The sequence below is a fragment of the Flavobacterium psychrotrophum genome (assembly GCF_003403075.1).
Lineage (GTDB): Bacteria > Bacteroidota > Bacteroidia > Flavobacteriales > Flavobacteriaceae > Flavobacterium > Flavobacterium psychrotrophum.
Genome location: NZ_CP031557.1, coordinates 176,499 through 202,996, shown reverse-complemented (window position 1 = coordinate 202,996; position 26,498 = coordinate 176,499). Strand labels below are relative to the sequence as shown.

Genomic DNA, 26,498 nt, shown 5'->3' with positions numbered 1-26,498 from the left:
ATGAACATAATCACTAATAAAGCTGAAATAAAAAGACTACAACAAAAATTGGAGTCATCTTTAAGTCGATATGCAACTGAAGAGATAACCGTTTTAACAGGTCATAAGGGTAATAGTTTACGGGTTACTGCCTTTTATTCGGAAGAATTGAATATGTGGTGGTACTTTACTATTTCAGAAGGAAGATCTGGAGCTAGATATTGGAATGCTTTTGGAACCGGTAAGCCAAAAGAAAACAAATTGTCCAATATTGTATGTGAGATCAATTACCCTGTTGAGGGAATAAATAAACGAGTGGCAGCTGTATGGATGAAGGACGCCGGGGAAAACATATTACTGCACAGTGGAAAAATAGGCGGTGGAAGGATCGGAGTCGGTAAAGTTCCCTTTCAAGAAAAATATATCGGTGAATTTAAGGATTTTCCCTCAGTTGAATTATCAGGAAAATATACTGAAATTGGAAAACTGAACAGTCCTACTCTACCTCAACAAATTAAACTATTCGTAGAAGAAGTAGATCGTATAAAAAAGGAAATTGTCAGTGGTACTGCATCGGCTAAGACTATTGCGAGTCCATTAGAAAAATTAAAAACCACCTATAATGAGGAGTTCTCCGGAACGAAAGAATATGTTTATGAAAGCAACGTTATCACCTCCATTTGTAATCACGGGCTAGTAGCAAACGGACTTAAGGAACAACTGATAGAAAAGGGATTCATGGTAGCCAACGATCAGCAAAGAGACTTATACCTATATAATAAAGTCCCTAAGATAACTCATGTATTTGAAATAAAAACCGCTATCAACTCACAAGTTATTTTTACTGCCGTTGGTCAGCTAATGGTTAATAATTCTAGAATTGAGCCAAAACCGAAACTACTATTCGTAGTTCCTGAGAAGCTCAATAAAAACTTAATTCAGTCATTAAAAAAGTTAAACATTGAACAACTTGTTTATACTTTTCAGAATAATAAACCCATTTTTAAGGACTTAGATTTAAAATTATAATGTTAGATAACATAACAAAAAGAAGAATTGACGATTGCCGTAATATCTTGGTAGGGAAATTACCTGATCCAAAATCGCAGATTGAACAGATTACCATCGCGCTTATTTATAAGTTCATGGACGACATGGATAAAGAAGCAATGGAACTAGGAGGAAAGGCAAAATTCTTTTCTGATTATTCTTTACCAGATCCAAACGACTCTAAAAGAGAAATAGTAGTACCGTTTGGAAAATATAGCTGGGACAATCTTTTTGACAGTAAAGTAAGTGCTACTGAAATGCTAAAATTGTATTCGGAAGCAATTGAAGGGATGGTGAAAAACCCAAACATACCCGAATTGTTTGCCAGTATTTTTAAGAATGCCTATTTACCTTACCGCGATCCGGAAACTTTAAAAATGTTTCTAAAGACTATAAGTGAATTTGAATATACCCATAGCGAAAAACTAGGAGATGCCTTCGAATATTTGCTGTCTGTAATGGGATCCCAAGGCGATGCAGGACAGTTTAGAACTCCAAGACATATAATTGATTTTTTAGTTGCAGCGGTAAATCCTTGCAAGACAGATACTATACTCGATCCTGCTTGCGGAACTGCTGGATTTTTGATTTCTGCCTTTAAACATATCAAGGAACAAAACAATAATATCCTAACACCCGATGAACAGAAGAAACTAGTTAAAAACTTTGTAGGATATGATATTTCCCCGGATATGGTGCGCTTGAGTTTGGTGAATCTGTATTTACATGGTTTCCCTGAACCTCATGTTTTTGAATATGACACCTTAAGTAGTGAAGAACGTTGGGATGAAACATTTGACGTAGTATTAGCCAACCCGCCTTTTATGAGTCCTAAAGGTGGTATAAGACCACACAAGAAATTTGGGATTAGCAGTAACCGAAGTGAAGTATTGTTTGTAGATTATATTGCGGAACATCTAAATCCAAAAGGAAGAGCGGGAATCATAGTACCCGAAGGTATTATTTTTCAAAGCGGCACTGCTTATAAAGCTTTACGGAAAATGCTGGTTGATAAATTTTTATACGCTGTAGTAAGTTTGCCAGCAGGTGTATTTAACCCTTACAGTGGCGTAAAAACTTCCATTTTATTGATGGATGCAGATTTAGCTAAGAAAACCAAAGATGTTTTATTTGTAAAAATAGACAATGACGGTTATGGTTTAGGTTCACAACGCAACGCCGTTAAAGGTGGACAATTGGAAGCAGCCATTGAAATAATAAAAACTTTTAGAGAAAATTCTCTGAATGCAAAATCGTTTGAAAATACAACTTTAGCCCAAGCAGTAAGTAAAACGGAAATTGGTAAAAGTGGTGATTATAATTTGAGTGGAGAAAGATATAAAAAGATATTTTTTTCAGATTCAACTTTCCCTATGGTAAAATTATCCGATGAATCAATTTTTAAAATTATTTCGGGAGGAACACCGAGCTCAGAAATTGAAGAATTTTGGAATGGCACAATAAATTGGGCAACTTTAGCGGATTTACCTTCGTCAGAAATGATTTCAACTATCACAGAAACTAAAAGAAAGATTACTCAAAGTGGTTTAAAAAATTCTTCTGCAAAGATTTTGCCTTGTAACTCTATACTCGTTTCTACACGAGCCACAATAGGCAGAATTGCTATAAATAAGGTAGAATGCTCAACAAATCAAGGCTTCAAAAATATTATAATTAATGATTTTAATAAGGCTAATATCTATTATGTGGCTTTAATGATGACTAAACTTGTTGATAAAATGAATTCAATGGCTACAGGAGGAACTTTTAAAGAACTTTCGACAACAAGTTTTAGAACATTAGAAATTCCACTGCCACCGCTTACTGTTCAGGAAGAAATTGTTGCTGAAATTGAAATCTATCAAAATGAAATCGAAAGGCAAAAAAAATTAATTATTGACTATAAGCAAAAAATAAATAGTCGTATTGGAAAGGTTTGGGGAGAAAAGGAGAAAAAAGTTATACCGAAAAAGTTAAGTAATGATATTTATTTAGCCATGATGCTTAAACATATGGAAAAGAAAATACAACTTAATTATGGAGAAGTAGTTACTCAAAAAACAGTATTTCATTTGAATACCTTCACAAATCAAAAACTGGATTATCCTTTTATGAATTCAAACTATGGAACCTATTCTTATCAGTTGAAAGATGACTTATTAAAGAATCCATATTTGACCAAAACTAAGAAAGGTAACGGTGAAGTATTTGTGGTTACCAGCTCAAAAGAAAGTGAAGTTTTAGAAGCGCTTACAACTCCTGAAAACAAAGATTTTGTTGATGCAATCAATGAGGTTTTAAAGATATACCAAACTCCATTAATCAATAAAGAAACTGAGAACATCGAATTGTTGAATACGGTTTCAAAAGTTATTCTAGATAAACAAAGTACTGATTTAAAGATAGTTTACCAAGTGATGAAAGACTGGGAAATTAATCAAAATGGTTTTAAAACCAAAGCTGATAAATTTACGGAGGCAAGGACGAAGAAAATGATGGAATTGATTGAGAAGTTGGGGTTAGTCGAGAAGTTAATAAAACAATAACCTGTAAATCCTGAGTATGAGAACAGAAAGTGAAATATATCTCGATGTAATTAAGTATTTAAATCACTTGGGTTATGGAGCAGAAACCATCGAATATAAAATTCGTACTCCATCAGATAGTAATGTCGATTTACTTGTTACATCGAATGGCGATAATTTGATAGCTGTAGAAATTAAACAGCAAATTGACATATTTGATTTGAATAGTAGCGATATAGGTTATCAACCAGCTATTAGACAACTTCAAAGAGTTGCTAATGAATTAAAGGCAAATGTCTTTATGATTTCTAATGGAGTTAATTTTATGTGGTTTAAAACTGGTGATTCAGGTCGACCAATAATAATTGAGCCGATAGTATTTAGAGAAATTCATAATAAAAAATTGAGTGATACAGAATTTTTATATGCTCTTATGGAGCATGTATCAAGTTTTCTTGAAAATTTCCCGATTACAGGAGATTTGTCATTTGATTTATCGCTTGCCATATATTCTAAAATCAGTAGTGACTTAAATTTACCTTTTGATATATCATATGATTATTTAAAAACCAATTTTCGGACAGAGGATTTTGTTGAAAGTAAAGATATCATAAAGCAGATTTTAGAAAGGTGGGAGGATCTTGATTTTTCTGAAAGTCGTTTAGAGGTATTAGCTTATATTGAAAAATTTCATAGTAAGAACAAAATAGATTGGCAAGTTCCAAGATGGCTAGCGGACTTTCTGATTAGTTTTTATCCAGAAGACTATCCAAAAGATGAGGCTTTAGATTTATTCTCAAAGAGTGGGATATTAATGAGTAGTGCCTATCTGAATGGTTGGGAAAAAGTAAATTCAAGTTATTTTAATAAAAGTAATGAGTTTTGGATAAAATCTAAGGAATTGTTATCTGGTGGTAAAAAAGATAATTCAGAATTCAACCCGAACTTATTATTATCTGAACAATTTGATAACAGTGATGGTACATTAAATTGCGTTTTTCTAGCTCCTCCTTTTGGTTTAAAATTTGATTCAAATGAGTCGAGTTTAAAAGATTCTGTCGAGCTGTTAATACATAAGGCTTTAGATAAGGCGAAAATTGGCGGTTATGTTATTGCAATTGTTCCAGATGGTATTTTACTTTCATCAAGAAATAGAAAATTCAGACAATTTTTAAAGCAATATAACTCAGTCAAAGGAATTATAAATCTAAGTATCGATACATTTAAGCCATATACATCGGTGTCAACGAGTATATTAATTATACAGAAAGGTGTTGATGAAGATTCAACTTTTTTCGCTTCACTTGAGGAAATTCCTCTTCGCAATAAAAGATCTAATCTTGAAAATATAAAGACTGAATGGAAATCATTTTTACACCAGGGTGCTTTAAGTAATACTAAAAACGGATTTATATCCAATGAATTAAATATTGAAAACTTTCACTTTTCGAACTATTGGCTTAAAAATAATCCAAATGAATTTCAAAACTTACAAAATGGTTTTGAGAATGTGCCATTAAAGGAATTGATTTATGAGTTAAAAAGAGGAAATCCTATCAAACAAGATAAACTTGAGGAAATTCCATTTATAACTCCTGCATCGGTTAGAAGTATGAAATTGTTGCAAGAAGGTATCTCATTCACCAATAGTAAAAATTTTTCCAAGAATATCACTAGAGTCTTTAAAGATGATATTTTAATTAATATTATTAGCACACAAAGAGGTAGTGCCGCTCTGGTTACTGATGAGTTTGAAGGCTTACCTGTTAATCAACATATAATAGTAATTAGACCAAATATTAGGCTCATTAGACCATTATATTTGGCTATCGCTATGAATAGTGAATATGTGCAAAAACAATTGCAGGAGGGGTCAACAGCAACTGTAATTCCAGCTTTAAGTATTCAGAGTTTTGAATCTATATATATACCAGTTCCTCCATTTTTTATTCAAGATGAGATTTGTGACAATTATAATGACATAGCAAATAAAATTTTTCAAACTGAAAAAGAGTTGTCTAAACACTCGCTGAATTTAAAAAATATATTATTAAATTTAGGAAAGGAGGATTTTGATGACAGCGTTTCCTAATATAAACAGACAAACTGTTATTAATTGTTTTGATGCTCTAGTTGCTTTATATGCTGCAAATCCAATAAAAATACTAGACATGGCGGTTATTGTATTAGCTGGTGACCCACTACCTTTTACAATCAATGCTGGTACACATGCAACACAAATAGCAGGTTTAAGGAGAAGAATTGATAGAGTTGGAAATAATTATGGACGTAACTTTTTAATTTCATTAATCGAAGAATTGCACAATGACTTAGTCATCAATAATGGAGCCATTGGAGTAAGCATGAATGATTTTTATCAAAATTGTGTATTAGATGTAGAAAATGGTTATAAAATTTTTTACACAGTAGATGGAAAATGGAAATTAGACTGGACTTTACCTTTACAATTAACTCAAGAATCAATTGTTTTGCCAATTAGAAGCATTTCAGTTAGTAATGACGATATTGTTCCTAAATATATAGTTCAATATGTCAATCAGGCTATAATAGCTTATAGGAGCGGAAGCTATTTAACCTCTTTAGCTTTAATCTCTATCGCATTAGAAGGGACTTTAAGAGATGCTTTAGAAATAAAAGGATATAGTTACAGCCATGGAGTCCAAACTATTGACAGTTATGAAATTAAAGAAGTTGATATCACGCTAAATGGCTCAGATTTTAACGTTCGATTTAGAGATGTAATGCCTAGAATAAGTTCAGATTTTTTAAGTGAAGCAGGTTCAGTTACGCCACATACTACCAGAATAAAAAGAATAAAAAAGAATGGGCGTTGGTTTTTAGAAATAAGGGAAGTTGACTATTTAAAGGATTTCTGGTCTTCTGATGTAATCGCTGTTGCGGGTCAAATAAATATTGGAGGCTTAGGTACAGCTCTCAGCGTTTCACGTGACCCAGCTGAGGCAAATATTTTGGACAATTCCATTTTACCTGACGATATAGATGTTGTTGTACAGAAGGTTCGCAATAATCTCATTCATTTATCTGGAATTGCTATGACGACAACTATCCCATCAATCGGCATGTCTTTAGAAAATTTTGTAAATGACCAATCGAGAGTTTTTGATACATTATGGGCAATATGTGGTGCAATTGACATATTATATACAAAAAAGGCTGAAGGAACTTTGTAAAGAAAAAAGAATGGAAATAATTAAAGATAAATGGCTATATAATTTTGTAAAAGAATTACAAAACACTCAAGATCTAAAAATCATATCACCTTTCATTGGTGATAATATGGTAGCTCACTTATTAAAGAATTGGACGGGAAATAATATTCAAGTTATTACTCGCTTTAATCTTAATGATTTTCGTTCCGGAGTTTCAAGTCTTAATGCATTAAAAAAATTAGTTAGTTATGGCGCAGAAATAAAAGGTGTAAAAGGTTTGCATAGCAAGGCTTATCTTTTTGATCAAAAAAGTACGATCATTACATCTGCAAATTTTACTAATGGTGGTTTTTTTAATAATCATGAATTAGGAATACAAACTGACGATCAACAACATGTATTTGAAACACAGAATTATTTTGAAAAATTATGGAAATTAGATAATTACATATTAGATATACAAGAAATTGATAAATGGCAAACTGAAATTGATAGCAATAAGATAAAAGTTGTTGGAACTAATTTAATGGATTATGGAATATCACCAATTAAAAAAGTCGTTGGCAGTAAAAATTACTTTATAAAATTTTATGGAAAAGGAAATAATAGAGCTTCGTGGGATAAAGATGTAATAGATGAAGTAACAAGAGCGCATTGTCATTTTGCTGTAACTTTTCCTACTGGCCTTGGAAGGCCAATTCGATATAATGAAGGAGATGTTGTATATATGGCAAGAATGATACATAATGAAGAGTATGCAATATTTGGTCGTGCTATTGCGAGAAAACATAACAGGTTACGAGATGTCGCTAGTCCTGAAGATATAGCCAAAATTGATTGGAAAGTAGATTATCCTATTTATATAAGAGTTCATTCAGGTGAATTTTTAAATACCACATTTGGCAATTGTCCTAAAATGGGAGCCTTAATGACTGAATTAGGTTACGAATGTTTTAAAGGAACTAAAAACAGTTATAAAAGAGGGAAAGAGAATATTAATCCTAGACTCTCATTGATGAGAAAACCTGATATCTGGCTTAGTGAAGAAGGAGCTTACTGGGTAGAACAAAAATTTCAACACGCAAAAAAGATATACAACTTAATAGACCAATCCTATATTGATAGTTTATATCAAGGAACTCCATTAATTGTGTAATTCTTGTAATATAAAATAAAAGTCGCAAAATATAGGCTATTCAGTAGATAACATAACATTAAAACATACTTAATTGAGATTCTAATTTTGGATAAAAAACCCCAATTATAACAAATGGGTTTTTACTTCTGCGCATATGCCATTCCTTCGTAGTCCCCAGAAAGAAGTGAACATCCTTATTTTTTATGAAGTTCGTTTCATATTGTTCCTTAACCTTTAATAATGCCGTGGCTACATTTCCTTCCGCTGCTCGTAAACAATTCCAGTATAGTGCGCCTATCTCCCAATCCTCAATCATCATCCTGCTTTTCTTTCCACCTTCATCTAGAAATTTATAAAAGAACTTAAATGGAAGTTTAGGAATCAAAATTTCAGGTGACTGCTCTGTAGCAAATAGATCACCTTGCTTCCTTAATTCCTTCCATTCATTTTTCCATTCAGGATTATCATCTTCGATTTCGACACCTAATATCTTAGAAGGTTTAAATGTAGCCAATGAGCAGTTTGTTGGAGCCTTTGATAGATTTATCAACTCGGATAGGTTTGTATAGACTGTTTTTAAGCAATAGCTTTTTCTTACTAGCCAATTTGATTTGGTACCCACATGAGGATGCAAGGTTAAATCCTTAAAGTCATAATGCTTTGGTGAATAACTTTCAGGACGAAAATCATCAGTACGTTTATTTAATTCTAATTCGATCCAAGTGTACTTAACATTATTTACTTTTCCGGATCCTTTTAGGTCTATCAAAAAGCTTAGTGGAACTGGATATATTCGTATCCATTGCCCATTCTCCAATAATCCGGCTGTGCATACTAGTTCATCATAGCTTCTAGATGGAAGAGGATAAGTCGTAACAGTAATTAAAACTTTGGTTTTCAAGTTATATATGTTTTACCTTATATTCAAATGTAGGTAATTTTTCAATTGCCTCAGCTAAAGGCTTTCGATGACATTGACATATATTTGCTTCAAAGCAGGTCAATGCAATTCTTTGATGCTGCTCAAGTAATTTTAGTATATTCTCTTGAGTGGGAATTGTATCTAATAATACTGTTTTCTTATATTTCTTAAACAACTTGTCATAGTCTTCCTGGGAATCTAATTCTTGACGGAGTTCGGAATTTATGCCAACTTCAGGAATGTGCAGATAACCGATACCCACACTTTCACAATATTTTTTTAACAATGCCTTGCTAAATCCAAATTTCATACTTAAGGGATTCTTCCTAACATCGACAAGCAATCGAACATTATTCCTAATTAATTTATTTAAATATTCTTCAAGAGAATTACCTTCGTAACCAATTGTAAATAACACTCTTTCAAAGCTCTTATTGATTTGTAAATTTACCTTTGCAAGTTGGTCAATATTTAATATTTTATCTGCGATAGTACTTTTCGAAGCATAATAAGGAAAATTTACATACGTGTGTTTTATCAGAGCTTCATTACTCATGTTGCCATATAAAGTAACGACTTCGCTTAATAATTTTTTATCGTCAGGCTTTAAGGCTTTAATTGAATCGACTAAAGTATTTTTTATATATAGATTTTCATTTTCTAGCAAACTTTCTTTTTTCAACATAGTAAGTAGATCAGCTTTTAATGAAAATGAATAGCATCCATACTTATAAGGAACAAAATCATATTCGGCCTTATTTTTTTTTTGACTAAATAAAAAAAGAAGTTTCTGAATGCGAATTTTTTCCAATTCACCGCCCAACATTTGTATTAGCGAGTATATAATTTTTCTTCTATAAAACATTATGCAAATGTATATAATGCATTTTGTATTCAAGCTGATGCCGAAAAATTTTAATTTATTAAATTCCTGGATTTTGGAATAATGCAGAAATTGTCATTTTAATTGCTTTTGTTGCATTCATTTCAAATTCTAACTGGTTGTCAAACCAGTCGTTCATCTTCAAGATATTTTTATTCATGTTTAAATGCACGTAATGATTTCGAAGCTGTCTCAGCCAATTTATGTTTTTTCCTTCGTAATATTCGTCCAATAGTTTTGCAGTGCCGATACAGTTATCCATCGCTTCAGTCTCTCGCAAATGAGCATCAATAACTGAAACAGACATTACGACAACAGAAATCCATGCACCGGCGCAATAGGCTAATTGCATATCCATAAAAAGCGCTGTCGCGTGATCGCTGAGTAAATGACATCCAATTTCAGCATCTTGTAATTCTTTATCGACCCATTCCCTTCTTGTATTCCAAGTATCTCTATCAGTCTGTTCAAAAATATCCATAATTATATATATTAGAAGCTGATGTTACATAGGACTTTACAACTAGGAAGTTGATTATCTAATTCACCAACATTCTTGAAAAATAATGTATTACCTTTTCAGACTTAGCAAAGTTGAGATTTTGAAATAATAGCATAGAAAATAATATTATCATTATTTATTCATAAGCTTTTCTAAGTAAGCGACTTTATCTTTTTCAGCCTGAACTAAACGCTCATATAGTTCCACAACTTTATCTAACGGATTAAAGTTGCAAGTATTATTGTGCCCAAAATTACTACTGGTAACAGCTTCATTAAAAGTATTGAAATAGTTAATCACTCCTTCTTCAGAAAAATTCTTTATCGCCTCTACGCTAACGCCCAGAGCTTTTGCCACCTCAATTAATTTTTCTTCCTCAATAGTTTCACTGTTCTCCATGATGGATATTGCCTGTTGGTTCGTTCCTAAAGCTAGTGCCAAAGCCTCCTGCTTCATATCGCGAAGTTCACGGATACGGCTGATTTTACGTCCTATATGGTTTGGTTTCGCTGTAGTACTCATAATTCAAAGGTAATATTTAGGTGTGTAATTTTCCAAGATGTAAAATACATGACTAAAGATGTACCATACACAACAAATTGATTCGGTACACCTTAAAGTCTTTCTTACTTGCTGGTCATTACAAAAATACAAATTTAAAGGAATGTTCAACAAGTAAAACTCAAAATTATGGATGCAATTATAATCCCATCGGAAAAAGAATTTGAAGCCCTGATCAATGACCTTCGGGTTTTGATGGATGTAACTGCCATCACCCTGCACGAGTCCAATACCGCAGGTAAAATGGGCGATATACTTACTATAGTTATGGAAGGGAACTTCACAGAGATCGCTTCAGAAATGTACGACCGTTCTGAAAAATTGTTCGAAAAATATTCTGTACAGCTGCCCTGTAAAATTGTAGACAGTGCGGACGTGATCCACAAACTCAAAGATGGCAACCTTTATTACCTGAAATGGTATCTGACATGCAGGACACTGTTTAAGAACGATACAGCCTATAGTAAGATGATAGAAAAATTACCTGCGGCACAAAGCGTCTTTCTTAAGGCTATGAAACATGTATTGCAGATGTTTGGAAAAGCCGATGCCATGAGCCGGGGTGCGCAGCACTATATGGGTACTAACAGCCACCAACTTGCATTGCTTACTATTCACCAAAACATAATATCACTGTTTGGCATTGTTGGCGAACTGACTTCCGGCAAAGCGTACAGCGGCAAAAGCGTCAACGACCAACAGGGAATCACTGAAGAGTTCGCACCAGCATTTAGCAAACTTTTTGACCGTTCCAATCCTGAAGAAGCAGAACTGGTGGAACTATTGCATACCGTTACGAGGTCATTCCCCTATACAGGTAACATAAAAATCAAAAAAGAAACCGTAGTAACCGCTTATAAAAAAATGCAGTGGATGCTTAAGGAAACCCGAAAAGTCTATAAAGAGCAGCTTTCTTCATGTGAGGCGGCATTGTCTACTTTTCAGGAACCGGTACGGGAAAAACCTCTCAAGCTCTCAGATACCAATGATGAAAATACCGCACTGGATAAGATCAGCAGGATAATTATCAAGGCTATTAAAACAAAAGCTATTTATTGCTTTGGAAAAAATGAAGCGTTGCCCCCGAGAGACAGCCTTGCTGTTGAAGAAAAAAAGGCCACCATTAATTTTTACCTGCTTGTTTTTGAAGATGGTCTTACTCCCAACACAGCCCACGACCTTGCAGGGAAAATCCGAAGCAAGTCCAAAGGAAGATATACTGTTACATTGCTTATCCATAATGTGGCTGAACTTGAAACGGAGCAGGCTGACCAGAAATACTTTTTCCATAAAGTCATAAGCAGCGGACAGCAGGTATATCTAACTGAACACCAACCGATCTTCAATAGTGTAACACCTCAACAGCGCAACATAGCGCCTGCTATAGAGTACCTGCACTACAGGAATACTATTGCGAACATTCTGTTGGAACATGTTGCCGATGGTTACGATTCATCGTATACACACCTGACAGGTATGTTGCTGCACCATGTTGTTGAACAGGCCTGCCTTGCGATGATACGGCTGTTTTTAGGCTACAGCCCTAATTATTTTTCTATAGGCTACCTCTTGGAGATTTGTGAGCATTTCAGCCCCGAGATCGCCAACTTTTTTCCAACCCGAACTGAAAGTGACCTTCGAATATTAAAACAGCTTAGCCGCCAGCCCTGGACTTTACGCTATAGCGGCAAAGATATGGTCAGCACTGATGAAATGGAACTGCTCGAAGGACGTTGCAATGAGTTCGTTGCCCATGTCCATACATTGGTAAATAAGGCATTAGAAGATATGCAGGGAATGGATAAATCTGAGGATCAGGACTAACTTAAAACTTAGAAAGTATGGACAGGAATAATAAGTCAGAGGCACAATGGATGCGTGGCATTTCAGAGAGCATAGAAGCATCCTTAAAAAAGATATGTAACATTATAGCAGGTACTATAGAAACAGATGCCGTGTATTGCTTAGGCTATCGCAACACTTTAAACACCGTCAGTACAGGAATCTTCATTGAAGGTAACCATAGTGAACAACTCCATTTTTACCTTGTTGTATTTGTAAATAAGCTGCAAAAAAACAGCTCAGCGAAACTCAACAAACTAATCAAGACTAATATAGGCAGCAAGGCAGCAGCCACGCTTTTATTACATAGTACAGCATCGTTGCATGACGTGACCAAAAACCAGCATTATTTCTTTCACATGCTTTTTGAGTATGAAAACATTGTTTATCAAAATAAGGAAGTACAATCCTTGTTGCATCTTGTGGACGAACCTAAGCTATATTATGATGATAGCCGGATATACCTGTACACCCGCAATACAGCAGCACTTGATATCTTGAAGCATTAGCAGCTATTGAAAAGAATGGTAGTACAATGACCAGCGCGGTGCTGCTGCACCTTGCTGTTGAACATATATGCCTGATGTTGATACATTCGTTACTGGGCTACCATCCACAGAAATTCTCAACGAAATACCTTTTTGAATTGTGTGATTACACAACGGCGATTACGCAGGAAATATTCCCACGCAATACGCCCCACGAGCAGGAACTTTTTAAAATACTGTGTATGCGTCCGGGGATGGTGAGAAACAGGCACATTGACGCAATACCTTATCAGGATTTACAAATTGTTGCAAGCCGTTGTAAGGAATTCCAAAGCAGGGCTTTTATAATAGCACATGAGAAAATTGAGCTTTTAAATACAAAATGAAATCATGGAATACACTATAACAATCCCGGAAAACCACCCTGAGAAGCAGGAATTAAAAAAAATTATAAAAGCCTTGTTGGACTTTCTACCACTTCATTCGATATACCTGTCTGTAGATAACAATAGCTTTAGCCCTGAAATTATACTGACGCTTATTATATCTGACGAATGCGAGATGGATGCAACGGACATCAGGCCTTTTGTAAGCAGGTTATTTAAAAACTACCCGCAATTTAAGTTTACTATTTTTGAGAACAGGGTGGCGGTAGAGTTTTGGGAAGAAGGTAGCCTTTATTTAATGAACCATGCTAATGGAGCCAAACTTGCCTACACTTCAGATCCCACTAATCAAACATTCCGGTTGAAAAAAATTAAAAAAGCTAAAAAGCTACTTCGAAATGCAGAAAAAGAATACCTGTTACTAAATGCTTATGCTGATAAAAGCTATATTTATTCCAGATGGTATAGCCAGGTTGACAACTATCTACAGGCAATATTTCATCTACACCAAACATTGAAATACACCTTTCAGAAAGTGGAATTACTAATCATGGGTGAGCATTATCCTTCCCAAAGTTTGCAGGAGCAACAAGCCTATTTGCATCAATTCTATCCTGAGTTTGGAGATTTTTTCGATAAGGAGAGCGAAGAAGAGTCAAATCTTATTACCATGCTTGATGATTCATTTCGGATAATACGATACAAAAATAAGTGCAAAGAAGAGTTCACCAAAGAGATTTTAGACTTAGCTATTACTAAGAAAGGACAAATTTCAATAAAAGCCCATGAGATATTTAAGGAGTGCATGGCACGGTGTAAAATGAATATTAAAAAACTGAAAGTTGAAAGTGCAGAATAAATCCTCTGCATCAATAAAATTATCATGAAATCAATCACTGGCATAATAAAAGTTTGGCGACTCACATCAAAAATCGACTCTGGAGATTTTTTAGCCCCCTGCGCAAGGGCAAGTTGTTTTAAGCTGCGGAAAGCATTTCAAGCAGCTTAAAACACAACTTGCTGTTGTCACGCGACAATATTCTTAGTAAATATTTTAAAACTGAAAAGGGCTTCATGTCCTTTTTCTCTTGATCAGATAAATCAATTTTTCAATTGGAGAGATAAAGCGATAAAAGCCGGTGAAATATCTAATATTTTCCGTAGATGGCAGCCCTGTAGGCTGCCCGCGAGTGAAAAAATCTTGCAATGGATTTTGTTATGCTGTGGCAGCTTGCAGGGAATTAAAAAATGTATAATTAAAGCTATATAGCTGGCTGGCTCGTTAGCTTAAAAACCTTTCATCTGTAGTGTCAGCCTGTTGGCAGGCTGTGCCGTTGTATTTTTGAAAATCCGTACAGCCGTATTGCCAGCTGTATAGTAGTACATAGGTACCGGTAGGTGTATAAATATACCCATATACAACTGTATAGGTGTATGGCTGTATTTACGTAAATATGTATGTACATATCAACGTAGCTACGTAACTACGTAAATACACACATACTTATGTAAATATATATAAACTAACAGCCCTGCAAAGCAGGGCTGCATTTTAATATCAGTTTAGCATTAGTGCAGCTGCCCCGTTTTTAGCAAAGTCCCCGCACAGGTCAAAGGCTTTTTGCCCCCGTGCCTGTGCTGTACCGCCAAGGCAGATGCTTTTTAGTTTATCCTCTCCCGTCTTGAAACTGCGCACATTTTGGTAGTAGCCCGTAACGGCATTGTACGCGCCAAATACAGTTCCTTTAGTCGTTTCCAAACTTTGCGTATCGTCTGCCATAGCGTACTCAAAAGCAGCCTCACAGGCATTTTTATACATGGTTGAAAGTTCGTCGGTAGCCCCTTTCTTTAAAAGGTTGTAGGTTTCTCTGTTAGGGCAAAGTGCCAACTGTATCAGTTGCTTTACCTGTTTATCCTCAATGCGCACATTTGCCCACTCGTTAAAAATGCCCTCTAACTGCAATGAAAGGGTGTCGGCAACACCCATTACTTTGTGCGCCTGTTCCAAACGTTCTTTTGCCCCTGCGGTGTGGCGTATGCGTACTACGTTAGTTGCTGTTTTCATCGCTGCATTTAATGTATTAGAGCAAACAACTCTCACGGGCGTAAAGGCTGCGGTAATGCTTCCGCTGCCGTCATGGGAGGTGGTCAGGAAAATATATTTACCTGTTACATCATCCCCGTTGCCCACACGGATGTAGCCGGGCAGCTTCGCTGTAATAAAAATACGCTCCCCATTACCGAGTGCGCCTGCGGTTTCGTACTGTATGCCCTCGCCACCGCCCACAATGGCATCAAAGAAGGCGAATGCATCCGCATTCTGTACTATTTGGTAATCCTTGCCGACTACACCGAACACGGCTTTGGTGTCGGTGCGCATTGTGGCGAACTGGTCAGGGACTGCAAAGCTCTCAAAAAGCCTAGCGCCACGGGCGAAAATCGGGGCTTTTGCCACTTCGTAGTCCAAGCCTGCAAAGGCAATTGCCTCGCGGCTTGTGGGGTAGTCTTCTACAATTTGCCCAAGTCCGTGCCATGCGGGCTGCTTTACGCTCATAAATGCGTGCTGCCCTGTCTCTGTGTTGAAATTTAAATTATGTGCCATAGTTGTTGAATTTAAAATGATACAATCGTTTTGTATCTCCGTCCAGTCCTCTAATCTGATAACGTCCTGCCTCGCTTGCGCTCCGCATAACTTTTTTCCAAAAGAAAACCGGAAAAAGAAAGCAGATAAACAATGTGGGTAAAGCGGTAAAACAAAAGGAAACGGAATAAGTCCCGAAGGGTGGGTTTGCGAGTGTGTGAGCAAAGCCATTATGCCGTAGTCTTTTGCTTTTACCACCGGCTTTACCCGCAATACATTAGCTGCCTTTTAACGGTGCATCTTGGGAAAAGTTTCTATCAATGTATTTTGATAATACATCAAGGGCTAACAGTTGACAACACCAGTCGGTGTTGGATATATTATAAAAATTGGCCAATTGAGGCCAATGATTGCCATAGCATGACTATACTAGGCTTATCTATAATTTCATAATTATATTCACTTCTATAATAGATAAGTAAAACCGTAAATGGAAAATGATAGCCCGGATAAAAAGTACAAAGGTGGCAGGCATCCCAAAGATGACCGTGCTATTTATCGTTATTCCATAAGTTTGACGGCTGCGGAAAATGCAAAATTCCTATCCTTGTTTGAAAAATCCGGGATGAATGTGATGGCTCACTTTATAACCGCCTGTATTTTCCAAAAAACAATTACTACAGTAAAAATTGACAAGGCAGCAATGGATTACCATGTGAAACTGACAGGACTGTTCGGGCAGTTCCGTGCCATCGGGGTCAACTACAACCAGGTGATTAAAATGCTATACAGCAATTTTTCCGAAAAAAAAGCGGCAGCTGCATTGTACAAACTGGAACAACAAACCATTGAACTTTCAGTCCTCGGCAAAAAGATAATTACACTCACCGGTGAATTTGAAGCCAACCATCTTAATAAGTAACAATGGTAGCAAAGATTGGCAGGGGCAGAAGCCTGTTCGGTGCGCTATCCTACAACATGGATAAAGTGACGAACAATACCGCTGCGGTATTGGCAGGCCAAAAAATCATAGAATCGCCGGACGGTTCGTTTACCATTCCACAAATTTTTAACTCATTCCAAGCACATCTCGTTGCCAACAGGAAAACTGAAAAGCCTGTAGTGCATATCTCGATTAATCCTGACCCCAACGATAAAATCAACGAAAGTGATTACAAAGCCATTGCTAAAGACTACATGGAAAAAATGGGTTATGGCCAACAGCCATTCATTGTATTTAGGCACAATGACATTGAACGCAGCCACATACATATTGTAACTGTTTGTGTGGATGAAGAAGGAAGGAAAATTTCGGATGCCTTTGAACGACGAAAGTCTATGGCAGCCTGTAGGGAACTGGAAGAAAAGTATACTTTAAAAAGTGCTGTCGAAAAGAGGCAAAATCAAACAGAGCTTATCTTTAAACCGGTCAACTATAACGCAGGCGATATCAAAAGCCAAATGGCGGCCGTTATCCGCTACCTGCCGAAATATTACAAATACCCAACACTCGGAACCTATAATGCCCTGCTATCGTTATTCAACATTACCGTTGAAGAGGTAAAAGGTCAGTACAACGGGAAAGCCCGGCAGGGGCTGGTCTATTTTGCGCTGAACGAAAAAGCAGAAAAAGCAAGCAATCCGTTTAAAGCTTCTTTGTTTGGAAAAAGTGCAGGTTATAACGAACTGCAATTGCATTTCAACAAATCAATGGAGCAGTTACAAAATAGCCCGGTTAGGACAACCCTTAAAACCACCATAGAGAAATCCATACAAGCTGCCACCGGTGAGGATGATTTCAAAGCAAGATTAAAAAGCAATGGAATTAATACGGTTTTACGACGGACAGCCGATAACCGTATCTACGGAATTACATTTATCGACCACCAATCCCGATCCGTATGGAATGGTTCCCAACTTGGCAAAACCCTCAGTGCCGGTGTATTCAATGACTGGTGGAATAATGGTATAAAACCAAAAATTGATTTACCTCCAAGCTCAGAAAAATTGGCTACCAATACTACTCACTCTGTTACTCAGAACAAAACTACTGAAAATCAAATCAATCCATCACTTTCAAATGCTTCAAATATTATTTCAGAAATATTCGGTGGCTTATTGCCGCAAACGCAAGGCGAGGATTATGAGGAAGAAGCATTTGCACGGCAAATGAAAAAGAAATCAAAAGGATTAAGGAGATAGCCGGACGATCTCACGGAAACAACCTGCCGTTTTGCAGCGAAGAGACGAAGGAGCGTAGTTGCAAATCGGCAATACCGTACCAAAACTAAGAGGCTTTCCCGACGAAGGAAGGGAGTGCCTTTTTGTTTCCAATACCAGTTAAAGACATATACTGCCAGTGAGTGGTAGAAATACAAAGCCAACAATTACTATAATTATTTTAGGACTATAAACTGAAAATGGAATGGTGATGAGCGAGTATGTTACAAAAGATGACCTGAGGCAATTTGGCCTTGTCATGATGAATGATTTCCGTAAAATCATTGAAGAGTCTAAAAAGGAACAGCACAATAAACCGGTACTGGACTGGCTTAAAAGCCGTGTGGTACGCAAACTACTGGATATATCGGCAGGCTCGCTGCAAAACCTGCGCATCACCGGAAAGATACGCTTTAAAAAAGTACTGGGTTCCTATTACTACAGCAAGGTAGACATCATGAATTTGTTTGATGACAAATAGTTGGCGTATGGAACTGCAAAGCCTTTTAAAATACCTGAAGCTATTTGAGCGTGACACCTCCCTGAACGTATGGCACTTTGCGTTGCTTAGTGCCATCTTGTACCTTGGCTACATGCAGGGGCAGTCAAAAAACATCAAGGTTAGCCGTAGTAAAATCATGGCACTTTCGCATGTCAAGACTTTACCAACATACCATAAATACTTTAAAGAACTTCAGGTAATGGGGTACATCCGCTATACACCCTGTTATCATCCTGGGTATAGAAGTGAAGTCGAGTTGTTATTCATAAAACAGAGATAATTAAATAAGAAAATTATTTACCGGATTATCGGGTTATATATTTAAATATAACTTTAGCCAACTGGAAGAGCATTAGCTTTGTAAAGGATTCTTATTTATCCTCTTGTAAGGACATTATATTATCTTTATATTTTTTAAATCACTTACTACCTGTTAATGAATGTTTTAAAATCTACAACACTTATCGAAGTTAAAATTTATTATTTAAATTTTGCCATTAGTAAATTTATGCGTACCTTTGCATTTCAATACTTCAATATAATCTGCAGATTATAATAAATAGACGGCCGTTTTGGTCAAATCAAATTACCCTTCAAGTTTTCCCGTTTAGGCCTTGCCTTAACATCCCCCGATATTTGCATTATTTTTACTTAAATGAGCAAAAATGAAATTGCTTCAACACTTTTCAGGTTTGTAAATGTACGCAACCCTGAGCCCAGGCGAATCGCAACAATGCCCGTTAATTTTGTCCTTGCACCAGCAGCACTGCAAACATCTTTGTATTATAACTTTGTAAACACGCGTGCTGAGGGCATTACAAAAGCACAGGCTTTACGGGAAGCTTCCCTGCAATTCAAAGATGCACTAAAATCGCAAAACGATGCCATTGCGCTTGCCCAGCCTCTTCATGAACTTGGAGACTGGATTTTAAAGAACAGGAGTACCGCTACAAATGCCGAACTGGAACAACAGGTAGCTAAAATTGCAAAACCAATAGATACAGCTAATGAAGCGAAACTTTGGAATAACTTGTTCTACCAGATCACTACTAAAGATTCTTTTTACATCAAGGAGGCTGTAATGCAAATGCTCCTTGCAAACCATGTGGTGCGCTCTTTGAAAAAAGGCGATGCAGATTTTAATAGCGAACTAACGTACGCAAATATTGCGCTACCTTCACAATTATTTACCGAAGATCTGCTGAATGACAGCGATTCAGAAGATACCGAAGCAGTAATAACCGAAGCGCCTAAAGGCTTGCAAAAGAGACAGGCTTTAATTACTAAGGCCAACCATAAAAGCAAACAGGGTGAGGTTCTGTTAAAGGAACTGCAAAAACTGGAGAGGTCCTATAAAACATCCTATCAGAAAGCTTACGACGCTAATCTTAAGCTGCACGGCAATTCGGTAAAGGCAACATTGGACAAGTACTATAAGGATGTTGAGGATGCACGTAAAAACTTTTGCCAGGTAAGAGAAGCCGGTACAGTATTTAATCCGGAAGATCCCTGTCAACAGCCTGATGCAATACCTTATCCAACATTGCCGGATCTTGATTTTAGCTTTGAACCTGAGATTACACCAACGTCAATTAAAAGTAGTTTAACTCCCGAGAGTTATACTGCACTTACCGAGGCACTGGGCTATAATTATGCTGCCGCTGCCTCAGGTCAAAAAACCGGCGTAACAAAGGAAATGCTTATTGAGGAGCATGGATCGTATGATAGTCTTTGTAAAACCGTTAAAAAATTTATTGCAGATAATAATAAGACGATTGGAGAAAATACCATAGTCGGTCAGACCCAGGTAAGTATCGCAGGGGTAAGGATTCCTGTGAGCGAAGATGGAATGTCCCTTCCGGGCGACCAGAATCACTACGCTGTTTGTGGTGTACAATCAGGGCTTACATTTCTTTATGATATTTATACGTGGCTGCCGGAAGGTCAAAACATCATTAAAGTTGGGGTAAGCCAAACGCTGGATGGTAAAACCACAAAATCTGTTATAAACAAGCCTGTCGTTGCAGCTACTGGCACCGGACAGCAACTTGCAGGGGTTTACGCATTTACTTTTGCCGACGAAAACCTGCAAAACGGGCCGGTTATTGATTTTGATCTTTACCTTTCTTCAGGGGAAGTTAAAAGTATCAAGGATATTGAAGCCGCCCTGCAATTTACTCAAAAGGGATATTTCCAGCAGCCATCTGTAGCAAGGACAGCAAGTACATCTTCAACAACTGCTGTGAAGCATTTTGTGCCTTCCGGATTTGGGCTTAGACAGTTAGGTATTGCCGACTATTTAAAGGTAGAACAATCAGTACATTGCTACATCGAAGGCGAAGTATCACATATTGAAAATGTGATGGCCCGCGAATATAAAGAAAAAGCATCAAGAAGGCTGCTTCGCACGGAAGACACCACTACAACTTCAAGTGAAACAGAAAAAGAAAAGCTTACTGATACAACATCGACCGACCGCTTTGAAATGCACAGCGAAATCGCGCAGGTAATACAGCAAAGCAAAGAAGCATCAGGTTATGCCAATGCAGGGGTAACCGGGGAAGCTTTTGGTGGCTCCTTCCATGCCGATGCAGGACTTTCTTTTGCCAACAGCACATCTTCGGAAAACAGCACCAATTTGGCGGTTACCAAAGCGAAGGAAATAACCCAAAGGGCTATGGACCGCGTGGTAAGCAAGGTTAAGGAAGAACGTATCCGCAAGGTTATCGAAGAATTTGAAGAGAATAATAAACACGGCTTTGATAACCGCCAGGGAAGCGACCACGTTGTTGGTGTCTACCGATGGGTAGATAAGCTCTACAAAAACCAGATTGTAAACTATGGAAGGCGCCTTACTTTTGAGTTCATGGTCCCCGAACCCGGCCGCCTGCATGAATTAGGCATGACCGTTGGCACGCAAACACCGGAGAAAGATCTGGTATTACTTACTAAGCCCGTAGATCCAAGAAAAGTTACGGGCTACCTTGGTATGCCGGACTATTCTTACATTAATGAAACAAAGGCCGCGTATTGGGCCGGGATGTACAATGCGGAGATTGAGCCTTATCCCGACACTACAGTCACAGTTGGTAAGGCGCTTGCCTATGGTAAGGAAACGGCAAATCCAAAAGACAACTCAAGTGGTGCCGGCCTGAAGGATGAAGTTGAGATTCCTGAAGGATACCGCTCTGTATGGTGCACTGTTAATGCAAAAGGTAAAATAAGCAGCGGTGCCACTATGTATATTGCAGTAGGTACAAAAGGCTATCCACCGTTAAATTATTCTACAGCCATTGATGGTATTTCTTACGGCTTTGAATGCGGAGGTTTCACCAAGACAGTGCCAATATCTATAGCTACAGATAGGTATTATTCATTTCAGGCAACAGTAGCTGTTAGCTGTACTGCTACAGAATCTCTTATAAAAGGATGGGAGCAACGTTCGTTCAACGCGATCATGAAAGCTTATGAAGATGCGGTTGCGAAATATAATGAGCAGGAAGCCAAAGAAACAGCGATTGCCCTTGAGACTAAAAAGACAAATCCCGGATTCTACCGCCAGATTGAAAATGTAATACTTAGGAAAAACTGTATTTCATACCTTATTGACCAAAACCCTAATAGTGATGATACCTATGGTAAAAGCCTGTTTACCGGTAGTACTTTTTCAAATTACGAAGTTACTGTTAACAGTAAGCTTAGCAACTATGGAGCATTTGTCCAGTTCATAGAGTCTGCTTTTGAGTGGGATATTATGTCCTATAATTTTTATCCTTACTACTGGGGGTCAAGGGACCGCTGGAATAAGATGTACCAGTTTGATGAGAACAGCGATCCGATTTTCAGGAACTTCATGCAGGCAGGTATGGCAAAAGTAACCGTTACCGTAAAACCGGGCTTTGAAGAAGCGGTTAAACGTTATTTAAAAACCGGAGAAATATGGAATGGCGGCCAGGTCCCTGAAATCGATGATGATAATTACATGGATGTGGTAAGGCAGATCAGGGCCGTTGATAAAAAGCCTGTTAAAGTAGGAAAAGCATGGATTACGCGCCTACCGACCGATCTTACCATCCTTCAGGCAGACAGTATTGGACTAAAGGTGGAGCGTGCATTACCGTGCAATTGCGGTGATACTGACCTTGAAAATCCGCTTGAGGTACCCTGCAGTGATAATTTCGAAATTACCCAGGCGCAACTCAGCAGCGATACTGATATCCCTGTGCCGGTCATTAAGCCGTCATCAGGAGTACGCGGGGTTATCAGAGGCGTCAAAGAAAGGAACATCCGAGTGGAATTACAGGATATAAATGGCTTTATTGTAGATGTTGCCTACACCATAGATGAGCGATGGGAATTAGGCCCAATAGTACCCGGAAAATATGTTTTGGTCATCGATTCAGGCCAGGTTCTCGTTGAACCTCAGTATGTACTCGTAGAGGGAACAAAAGAATCCGTAGTATTTCTCCATGAAGGTGAAGTACTGGAAGTAAACATTGCGGTAGAATTTAAAGGCTAATAATTTTTATACCCCTGCATGTATAATGCGGGGGTTCTTAATTAATTCGGTTGTAACCTTTTTTACAAGGTGCTTTTCGAATAATTTTCCATTACACCAGATATTTGATAAAAACTACATAATGGGAGCTATCAGTAATCTCATTGAATTCCTGCGCTTAAACCGGCGCTCGGAAATAGCCAATAAAAACGTACAGCCATCCAGTGAGGTGCAATTAAACTATCTGGAAGATGGTGGAGAGAACTATCTTGTAACAAATGAAATCTTTGATTATGATACTGCAACGTATCGTAGGCTCTCCTATATTTTTGACGACTTTAACCCAACACACATCTACGTTTTAGAAACCGTTAATACGAGGAAATATTTTGTACAAACTCAAACGAATGACTACTTCAACCTTTACACTGAGCAAATAGAAAATCCTCCTATTGCGCAACTTGTAGATTACCCGGTTGTTTTCCAGTATGATGCATACGTCTACGATAAGTCGAAAAACAGGGTAGTCTATATTTCGGAAATCTTGGATGAAATAATCACATTTCCAGATACAATTGACATAAACGATCAGGAACAATATATTAAAGATATTGAAAGCGGAGAGTACGAATACCTGTTTGCGAATGAAAAAACATTGTTTGCTAACATTGTAAACATACTTGGATATACAGACGCAATCTTTTATAGGTCGGACAGGAAGGTAACGCTTAAAAAATCCGATATTCCGGGTGTTATGTGGCTTATACCTCTGATGGAGGCGGACCTAGCCACAACTACATTTACTTTAAGGTATGTATTCCATAAAAAAGGATATCAGCCTTCCTTTGGTATAGCGGATTCAGATTGTGCCCTTATAATTAAATTTGGCAGTATCGGTGGGCTGCTGTCATTTTTAAATACAACGCTTTTCAAAGAAGGCTTTAGCCTTTCATCATCGGAAGATAATGTCTTAAGAGACACCTTCAGAAGTCAGTTCCGGGATCAGATATTGCGCCCTGTGGAGCGGCTTGTAAGCAATAACTCCCGTATGTACTATCTCGACGCCATGAAGATTCTTAATTACCTGCCTGCCGAGGTAGCGGTAGAATTGAGTACTGATGTGCTTTGGATGCTAGTGAACGAGGGTATTCGCAGAAACAGTCTGACCAATAAGCTGGGAATTGCTGAGGAGAACATTTTTATAAAATTGCTCGAAACGATATTACAAAAGGAAGGTCAGCAAACTAAATTTATTGAACGGCTTGCTAAAAAAGTGGATGAAAAAGGCAAGTTATTGTTAGAGTATCTCTACGACAGGATCCACGGTGACAATGGCGATAAATTTATACAGATGGTAAATACCGCATGGCGTGCATCGCGCTTTGTAAATCCGGATCCAAAAGCAAATAAAGAATTTGCAGCAACAGATGGCCCGCTAATGTTACCGTATGAATCTGAAAAATGGCTTGGCTTTTATTTTAGCAACGCAAAGGCTACTTTTGAAGCTACGCCGCAAAAAGAACGCCTCTTGCAGGTGGCCTATGGAACCGGGAAATACCATACGGTGGCTTCCGCATCAAAAACGGGTGAAAAAACAGAAGAAATTATTGAGTATTTTTGGTACCACCCTTTTCATCCTGTTTACCTTAAGAACCTCGACAAACAGGAAGCTGAATTAAAGCTGGACACTATTATACCTGCTTTTATGCTGCTCGCTAACCGTGATAAACAGTTTTGGAGCAATGTAGTAACAGGCGGTGCGTACGCACTGGATGCTATTGCAATAGCCAGTGGTGTAGGGACTATAGCTGAACTATCAGCGGGTGTCATCCGCAGTTTCACCATTTTGAGGGCCATCGGCGCAATTGCAGAGATTAGTGGCGGGGCGGCGAGTGCTATAATAAAACTTGCCGGGGCAGAAGATTCTGAAGATGGGCAGGCTTTTTGTGAATATATGTTCTGGTTAGAAATGGCCTCGTTGGTGGGAGTTATCACAGCAAGTATCAAAGCAGGGCTAAAAAAATCTGCGCGTAAACTTGTTGAAAAAGAAGAGGACCTCGCCAGGTTAGAGCAAAAATTAGATGAGATTATCGTTGATGAGGAACAGGGAATATCGCGTAAGCTCACTGATGATGAAAAGGACAACTTCCTTGACGATTTGGAAAAAAGGGCCGAACTCGATGAAGGATCTGGTGGAATAAGGAAAAAAAGAGCTAAAAATAGTGAGCCAAAAATTTTCTTAAAGAAAAAACAAATGGCTATCTTTCTAAAAGAATATGCAGATGAGGCATTAACAAAATGGAAAGATGATTTAGTAAGACCGGGCGCTGTAGCAGTTTTAGAAGGTCCGATCAATAACAAAATTTATCAGGTAATTAGTTATACATCTAAAGGGGTGCCAAAGAGTAAAATAGTTGGAGGGAGGCATAAATTAGTACAGGAATGGCTAACAGAGATTGCTAAAGATATAGATAATGGCAGGCTTATAAGAAGGCCAACACATGGAAAATGCGCTGAACCCGTTTGCATATCAGAATTTTTATTTGAAGCTGAAAAGCAGCTGGGCCTAAAAGCTAATAGCATGAATATAACACAAGCAAGGGAGTTTTTAAGTAAAACAAAAATTAAGGCTATGCGAATTCATAATGGCGAAGCCGATAAGCTGATTCATGGCTTAAGTAAAAAGGCCTGCGAATCATGTAACCCAATGCTCCATTATTTTAAAATAGTTGAGATTAAATAATAATCAAAATAGGAAAAATATGTTTAAAAAAGAAGTACAGGACCAATTTAAAAAGGCGGGTTGGTTTGAAGGCAGGAACGTAAAGCAGGCGTTTGATAAGGTAAAAGGCTTCGATAAATTACCATTATTCTTAAAGGAATTTCTGTATGAGTATGGCGATCTGGAAGTCAAAACATTAACTACCTTTTCTGAAGGAGTATTGGATTTTAAAGCATTAACGAAAGGCATATATCCGATTGAAAATTACATAAACAAAAGCAGGTATTACGGAAATATTTTCACCTTTCCCATAGGGGATTACCATCTGGATTCTGCCGCTCTGGAATGTGATGGAAACGGAAGGGTTTATCTTTCCGGGGACTTTCCATGTTTGCTTTCAAATGATTTTAAAACCGGTGTTGAAAAAGTAATTTTAGAAGACTTTAGCAATACTCTACAGTGGGATCCGGAATCAAAGAAATGGGTAGATGAATATTAAAACATGTTA

General features: G+C 37.4%; 21 protein-coding genes. 16 read left to right on the top strand and 5 right to left on the bottom strand.

Annotated elements, in window-relative coordinates:
- The 5 genes from DYH63_RS00890 to DYH63_RS00870 are packed head-to-tail and all read left to right on the top strand — an operon-like array spanning position 1 to position 7,901.
- Complete coding sequence (locus DYH63_RS00890) at positions 1–1,008, top strand: hypothetical protein (RefSeq protein ID WP_116787004.1); 1,008 nt, start codon at positions 1–3, stop codon at positions 1,006–1,008.
- Positions 1,008–3,575, top strand: a complete 2,568-nt coding sequence (locus tag DYH63_RS00885; protein WP_116787003.1) for an N-6 DNA methylase — start codon at positions 1,008–1,010, stop codon at positions 3,573–3,575. The genes DYH63_RS00890 and DYH63_RS00885 overlap by 1 nt, the downstream gene beginning before the upstream one ends.
- Positions 3,576–3,591: 16 nt before the next feature.
- Complete coding sequence (locus tag DYH63_RS00880) at positions 3,592–5,646, top strand: restriction endonuclease subunit S (RefSeq protein WP_116787002.1); 2,055 nt, start codon at positions 3,592–3,594, stop codon at positions 5,644–5,646.
- On the top strand, positions 5,630–6,766 hold the full coding sequence (locus tag DYH63_RS00875) for a hypothetical protein (RefSeq protein WP_116787001.1): 1,137 nt from the start codon (positions 5,630–5,632) through the stop codon (positions 6,764–6,766). Before DYH63_RS00880 ends, DYH63_RS00875 begins: the two co-directional genes overlap by 17 nt.
- A gap of 10 nt (positions 6,767–6,776) precedes the next feature.
- The gene (locus DYH63_RS00870; protein WP_162926878.1) at positions 6,777–7,901 is read left to right on the top strand and encodes a phospholipase D family protein; all 1,125 of its coding nucleotides are present in this window, start codon (positions 6,777–6,779) and stop codon (positions 7,899–7,901) included.
- 58 nt (positions 7,902–7,959) lie between these two features.
- Here DYH63_RS00870 and DYH63_RS00865 read toward each other — a convergent pair whose 3' ends face one another.
- From DYH63_RS00865 to DYH63_RS00850, 4 genes are all read right to left on the bottom strand, one after another.
- Positions 7,960–8,784: a DUF8758 domain-containing protein gene (locus DYH63_RS00865; RefSeq protein WP_116786999.1), complete on the bottom strand. Its 825-nt coding sequence runs from the start codon at positions 8,782–8,784 to the stop codon at positions 7,960–7,962.
- 1 nt (position 8,785) lies between these two features.
- Complete coding sequence (locus DYH63_RS00860) at positions 8,786–9,670, bottom strand: DUF488 domain-containing protein (protein ID WP_116786998.1); 885 nt, start codon at positions 9,668–9,670, stop codon at positions 8,786–8,788.
- Between the two features lie 58 nt (positions 9,671–9,728).
- The gene (locus DYH63_RS00855; RefSeq protein ID WP_116786997.1) at positions 9,729–10,169 is read right to left on the bottom strand and encodes a hypothetical protein; all 441 of its coding nucleotides are present in this window, start codon (positions 10,167–10,169) and stop codon (positions 9,729–9,731) included.
- Between the two features lie 153 nt (positions 10,170–10,322).
- Positions 10,323–10,712 (bottom strand): helix-turn-helix domain-containing protein, encoded by a 390-nt coding sequence (locus tag DYH63_RS00850; protein ID WP_116786996.1) that lies wholly within the window; start codon positions 10,710–10,712, stop codon positions 10,323–10,325.
- Between the two features lie 168 nt (positions 10,713–10,880).
- On the opposite strand from DYH63_RS00850, the gene DYH63_RS00845 reads away from it, so the two are divergent.
- Genes DYH63_RS00845 through DYH63_RS00830 form a run of 4 tightly spaced genes read left to right on the top strand, consistent with a single transcriptional unit; the run spans position 10,881 to position 14,326 of the window.
- Positions 10,881–12,575, top strand: coding sequence for a hypothetical protein (locus DYH63_RS00845; protein ID WP_116786995.1), 1,695 nt, complete (start codon positions 10,881–10,883; stop codon positions 12,573–12,575).
- 17 nt (positions 12,576–12,592) lie between these two features.
- Positions 12,593–13,102, top strand: a complete 510-nt coding sequence (locus DYH63_RS00840; RefSeq protein WP_116786994.1) for a hypothetical protein — start codon at positions 12,593–12,595, stop codon at positions 13,100–13,102.
- Positions 13,103–13,128: 26 nt separating this feature from the next.
- Positions 13,129–13,467 (top strand): hypothetical protein, encoded by a 339-nt coding sequence (locus DYH63_RS00835; protein WP_116786993.1) that lies wholly within the window; start codon positions 13,129–13,131, stop codon positions 13,465–13,467.
- Between the two features lie 4 nt (positions 13,468–13,471).
- Positions 13,472–14,326: a hypothetical protein gene (locus tag DYH63_RS00830; protein ID WP_116786992.1), complete on the top strand. Its 855-nt coding sequence runs from the start codon at positions 13,472–13,474 to the stop codon at positions 14,324–14,326.
- A gap of 699 nt (positions 14,327–15,025) precedes the next feature.
- On the opposite strand, the gene DYH63_RS00825 is transcribed toward DYH63_RS00830, so the two are convergent.
- Entirely contained in the window at positions 15,026–16,069 is a 1,044-nt protein-coding gene (locus DYH63_RS00825; protein ID WP_116786991.1) for a DUF932 domain-containing protein, read from the bottom strand.
- 469 nt (positions 16,070–16,538) lie between these two features.
- On the opposite strand from DYH63_RS00825, the gene mobA reads away from it, so the two are divergent.
- The 7 genes from mobA to DYH63_RS00790 all read left to right on the top strand — a co-directional run bounded on the left by mobA (position 16,539) and on the right by DYH63_RS00790 (position 26,489).
- Entirely contained in the window at positions 16,539–16,970 is a 432-nt protein-coding gene (gene mobA, locus DYH63_RS00820) for a conjugal transfer protein MobA (RefSeq protein WP_116786990.1), read from the top strand.
- A gap of 2 nt (positions 16,971–16,972) precedes the next feature.
- On the top strand, positions 16,973–18,250 hold the full coding sequence (mobB, locus tag DYH63_RS00815) for a conjugal transfer protein MobB (protein ID WP_116786989.1): 1,278 nt from the start codon (positions 16,973–16,975) through the stop codon (positions 18,248–18,250).
- Positions 18,251–18,479: 229 nt separating this feature from the next.
- The gene (locus tag DYH63_RS00810; protein WP_116786988.1) at positions 18,480–18,749 is read left to right on the top strand and encodes a helix-turn-helix domain-containing protein; all 270 of its coding nucleotides are present in this window, start codon (positions 18,480–18,482) and stop codon (positions 18,747–18,749) included.
- Positions 18,750–18,756: 7 nt separating this feature from the next.
- On the top strand, positions 18,757–19,050 hold the full coding sequence (locus DYH63_RS00805; protein WP_116790706.1) for a hypothetical protein: 294 nt from the start codon (positions 18,757–18,759) through the stop codon (positions 19,048–19,050).
- 375 nt (positions 19,051–19,425) lie between these two features.
- A complete protein-coding gene (locus DYH63_RS21420; protein WP_205528271.1) occupies positions 19,426–23,289 on the top strand; it encodes a hypothetical protein in 3,864 nt (1,287 codons plus the stop codon).
- Positions 23,290–23,410: 121 nt separating this feature from the next.
- A complete protein-coding gene (locus tag DYH63_RS00795; RefSeq protein WP_162926877.1) occupies positions 23,411–26,011 on the top strand; it encodes a YwqJ-related putative deaminase in 2,601 nt (866 codons plus the stop codon).
- Between the two features lie 19 nt (positions 26,012–26,030).
- On the top strand, positions 26,031–26,489 hold the full coding sequence (locus tag DYH63_RS00790) for an SUKH-3 domain-containing protein (RefSeq protein WP_116786986.1): 459 nt from the start codon (positions 26,031–26,033) through the stop codon (positions 26,487–26,489).
- The last annotated feature ends 9 nt before the right edge of the window (positions 26,490–26,498 follow it).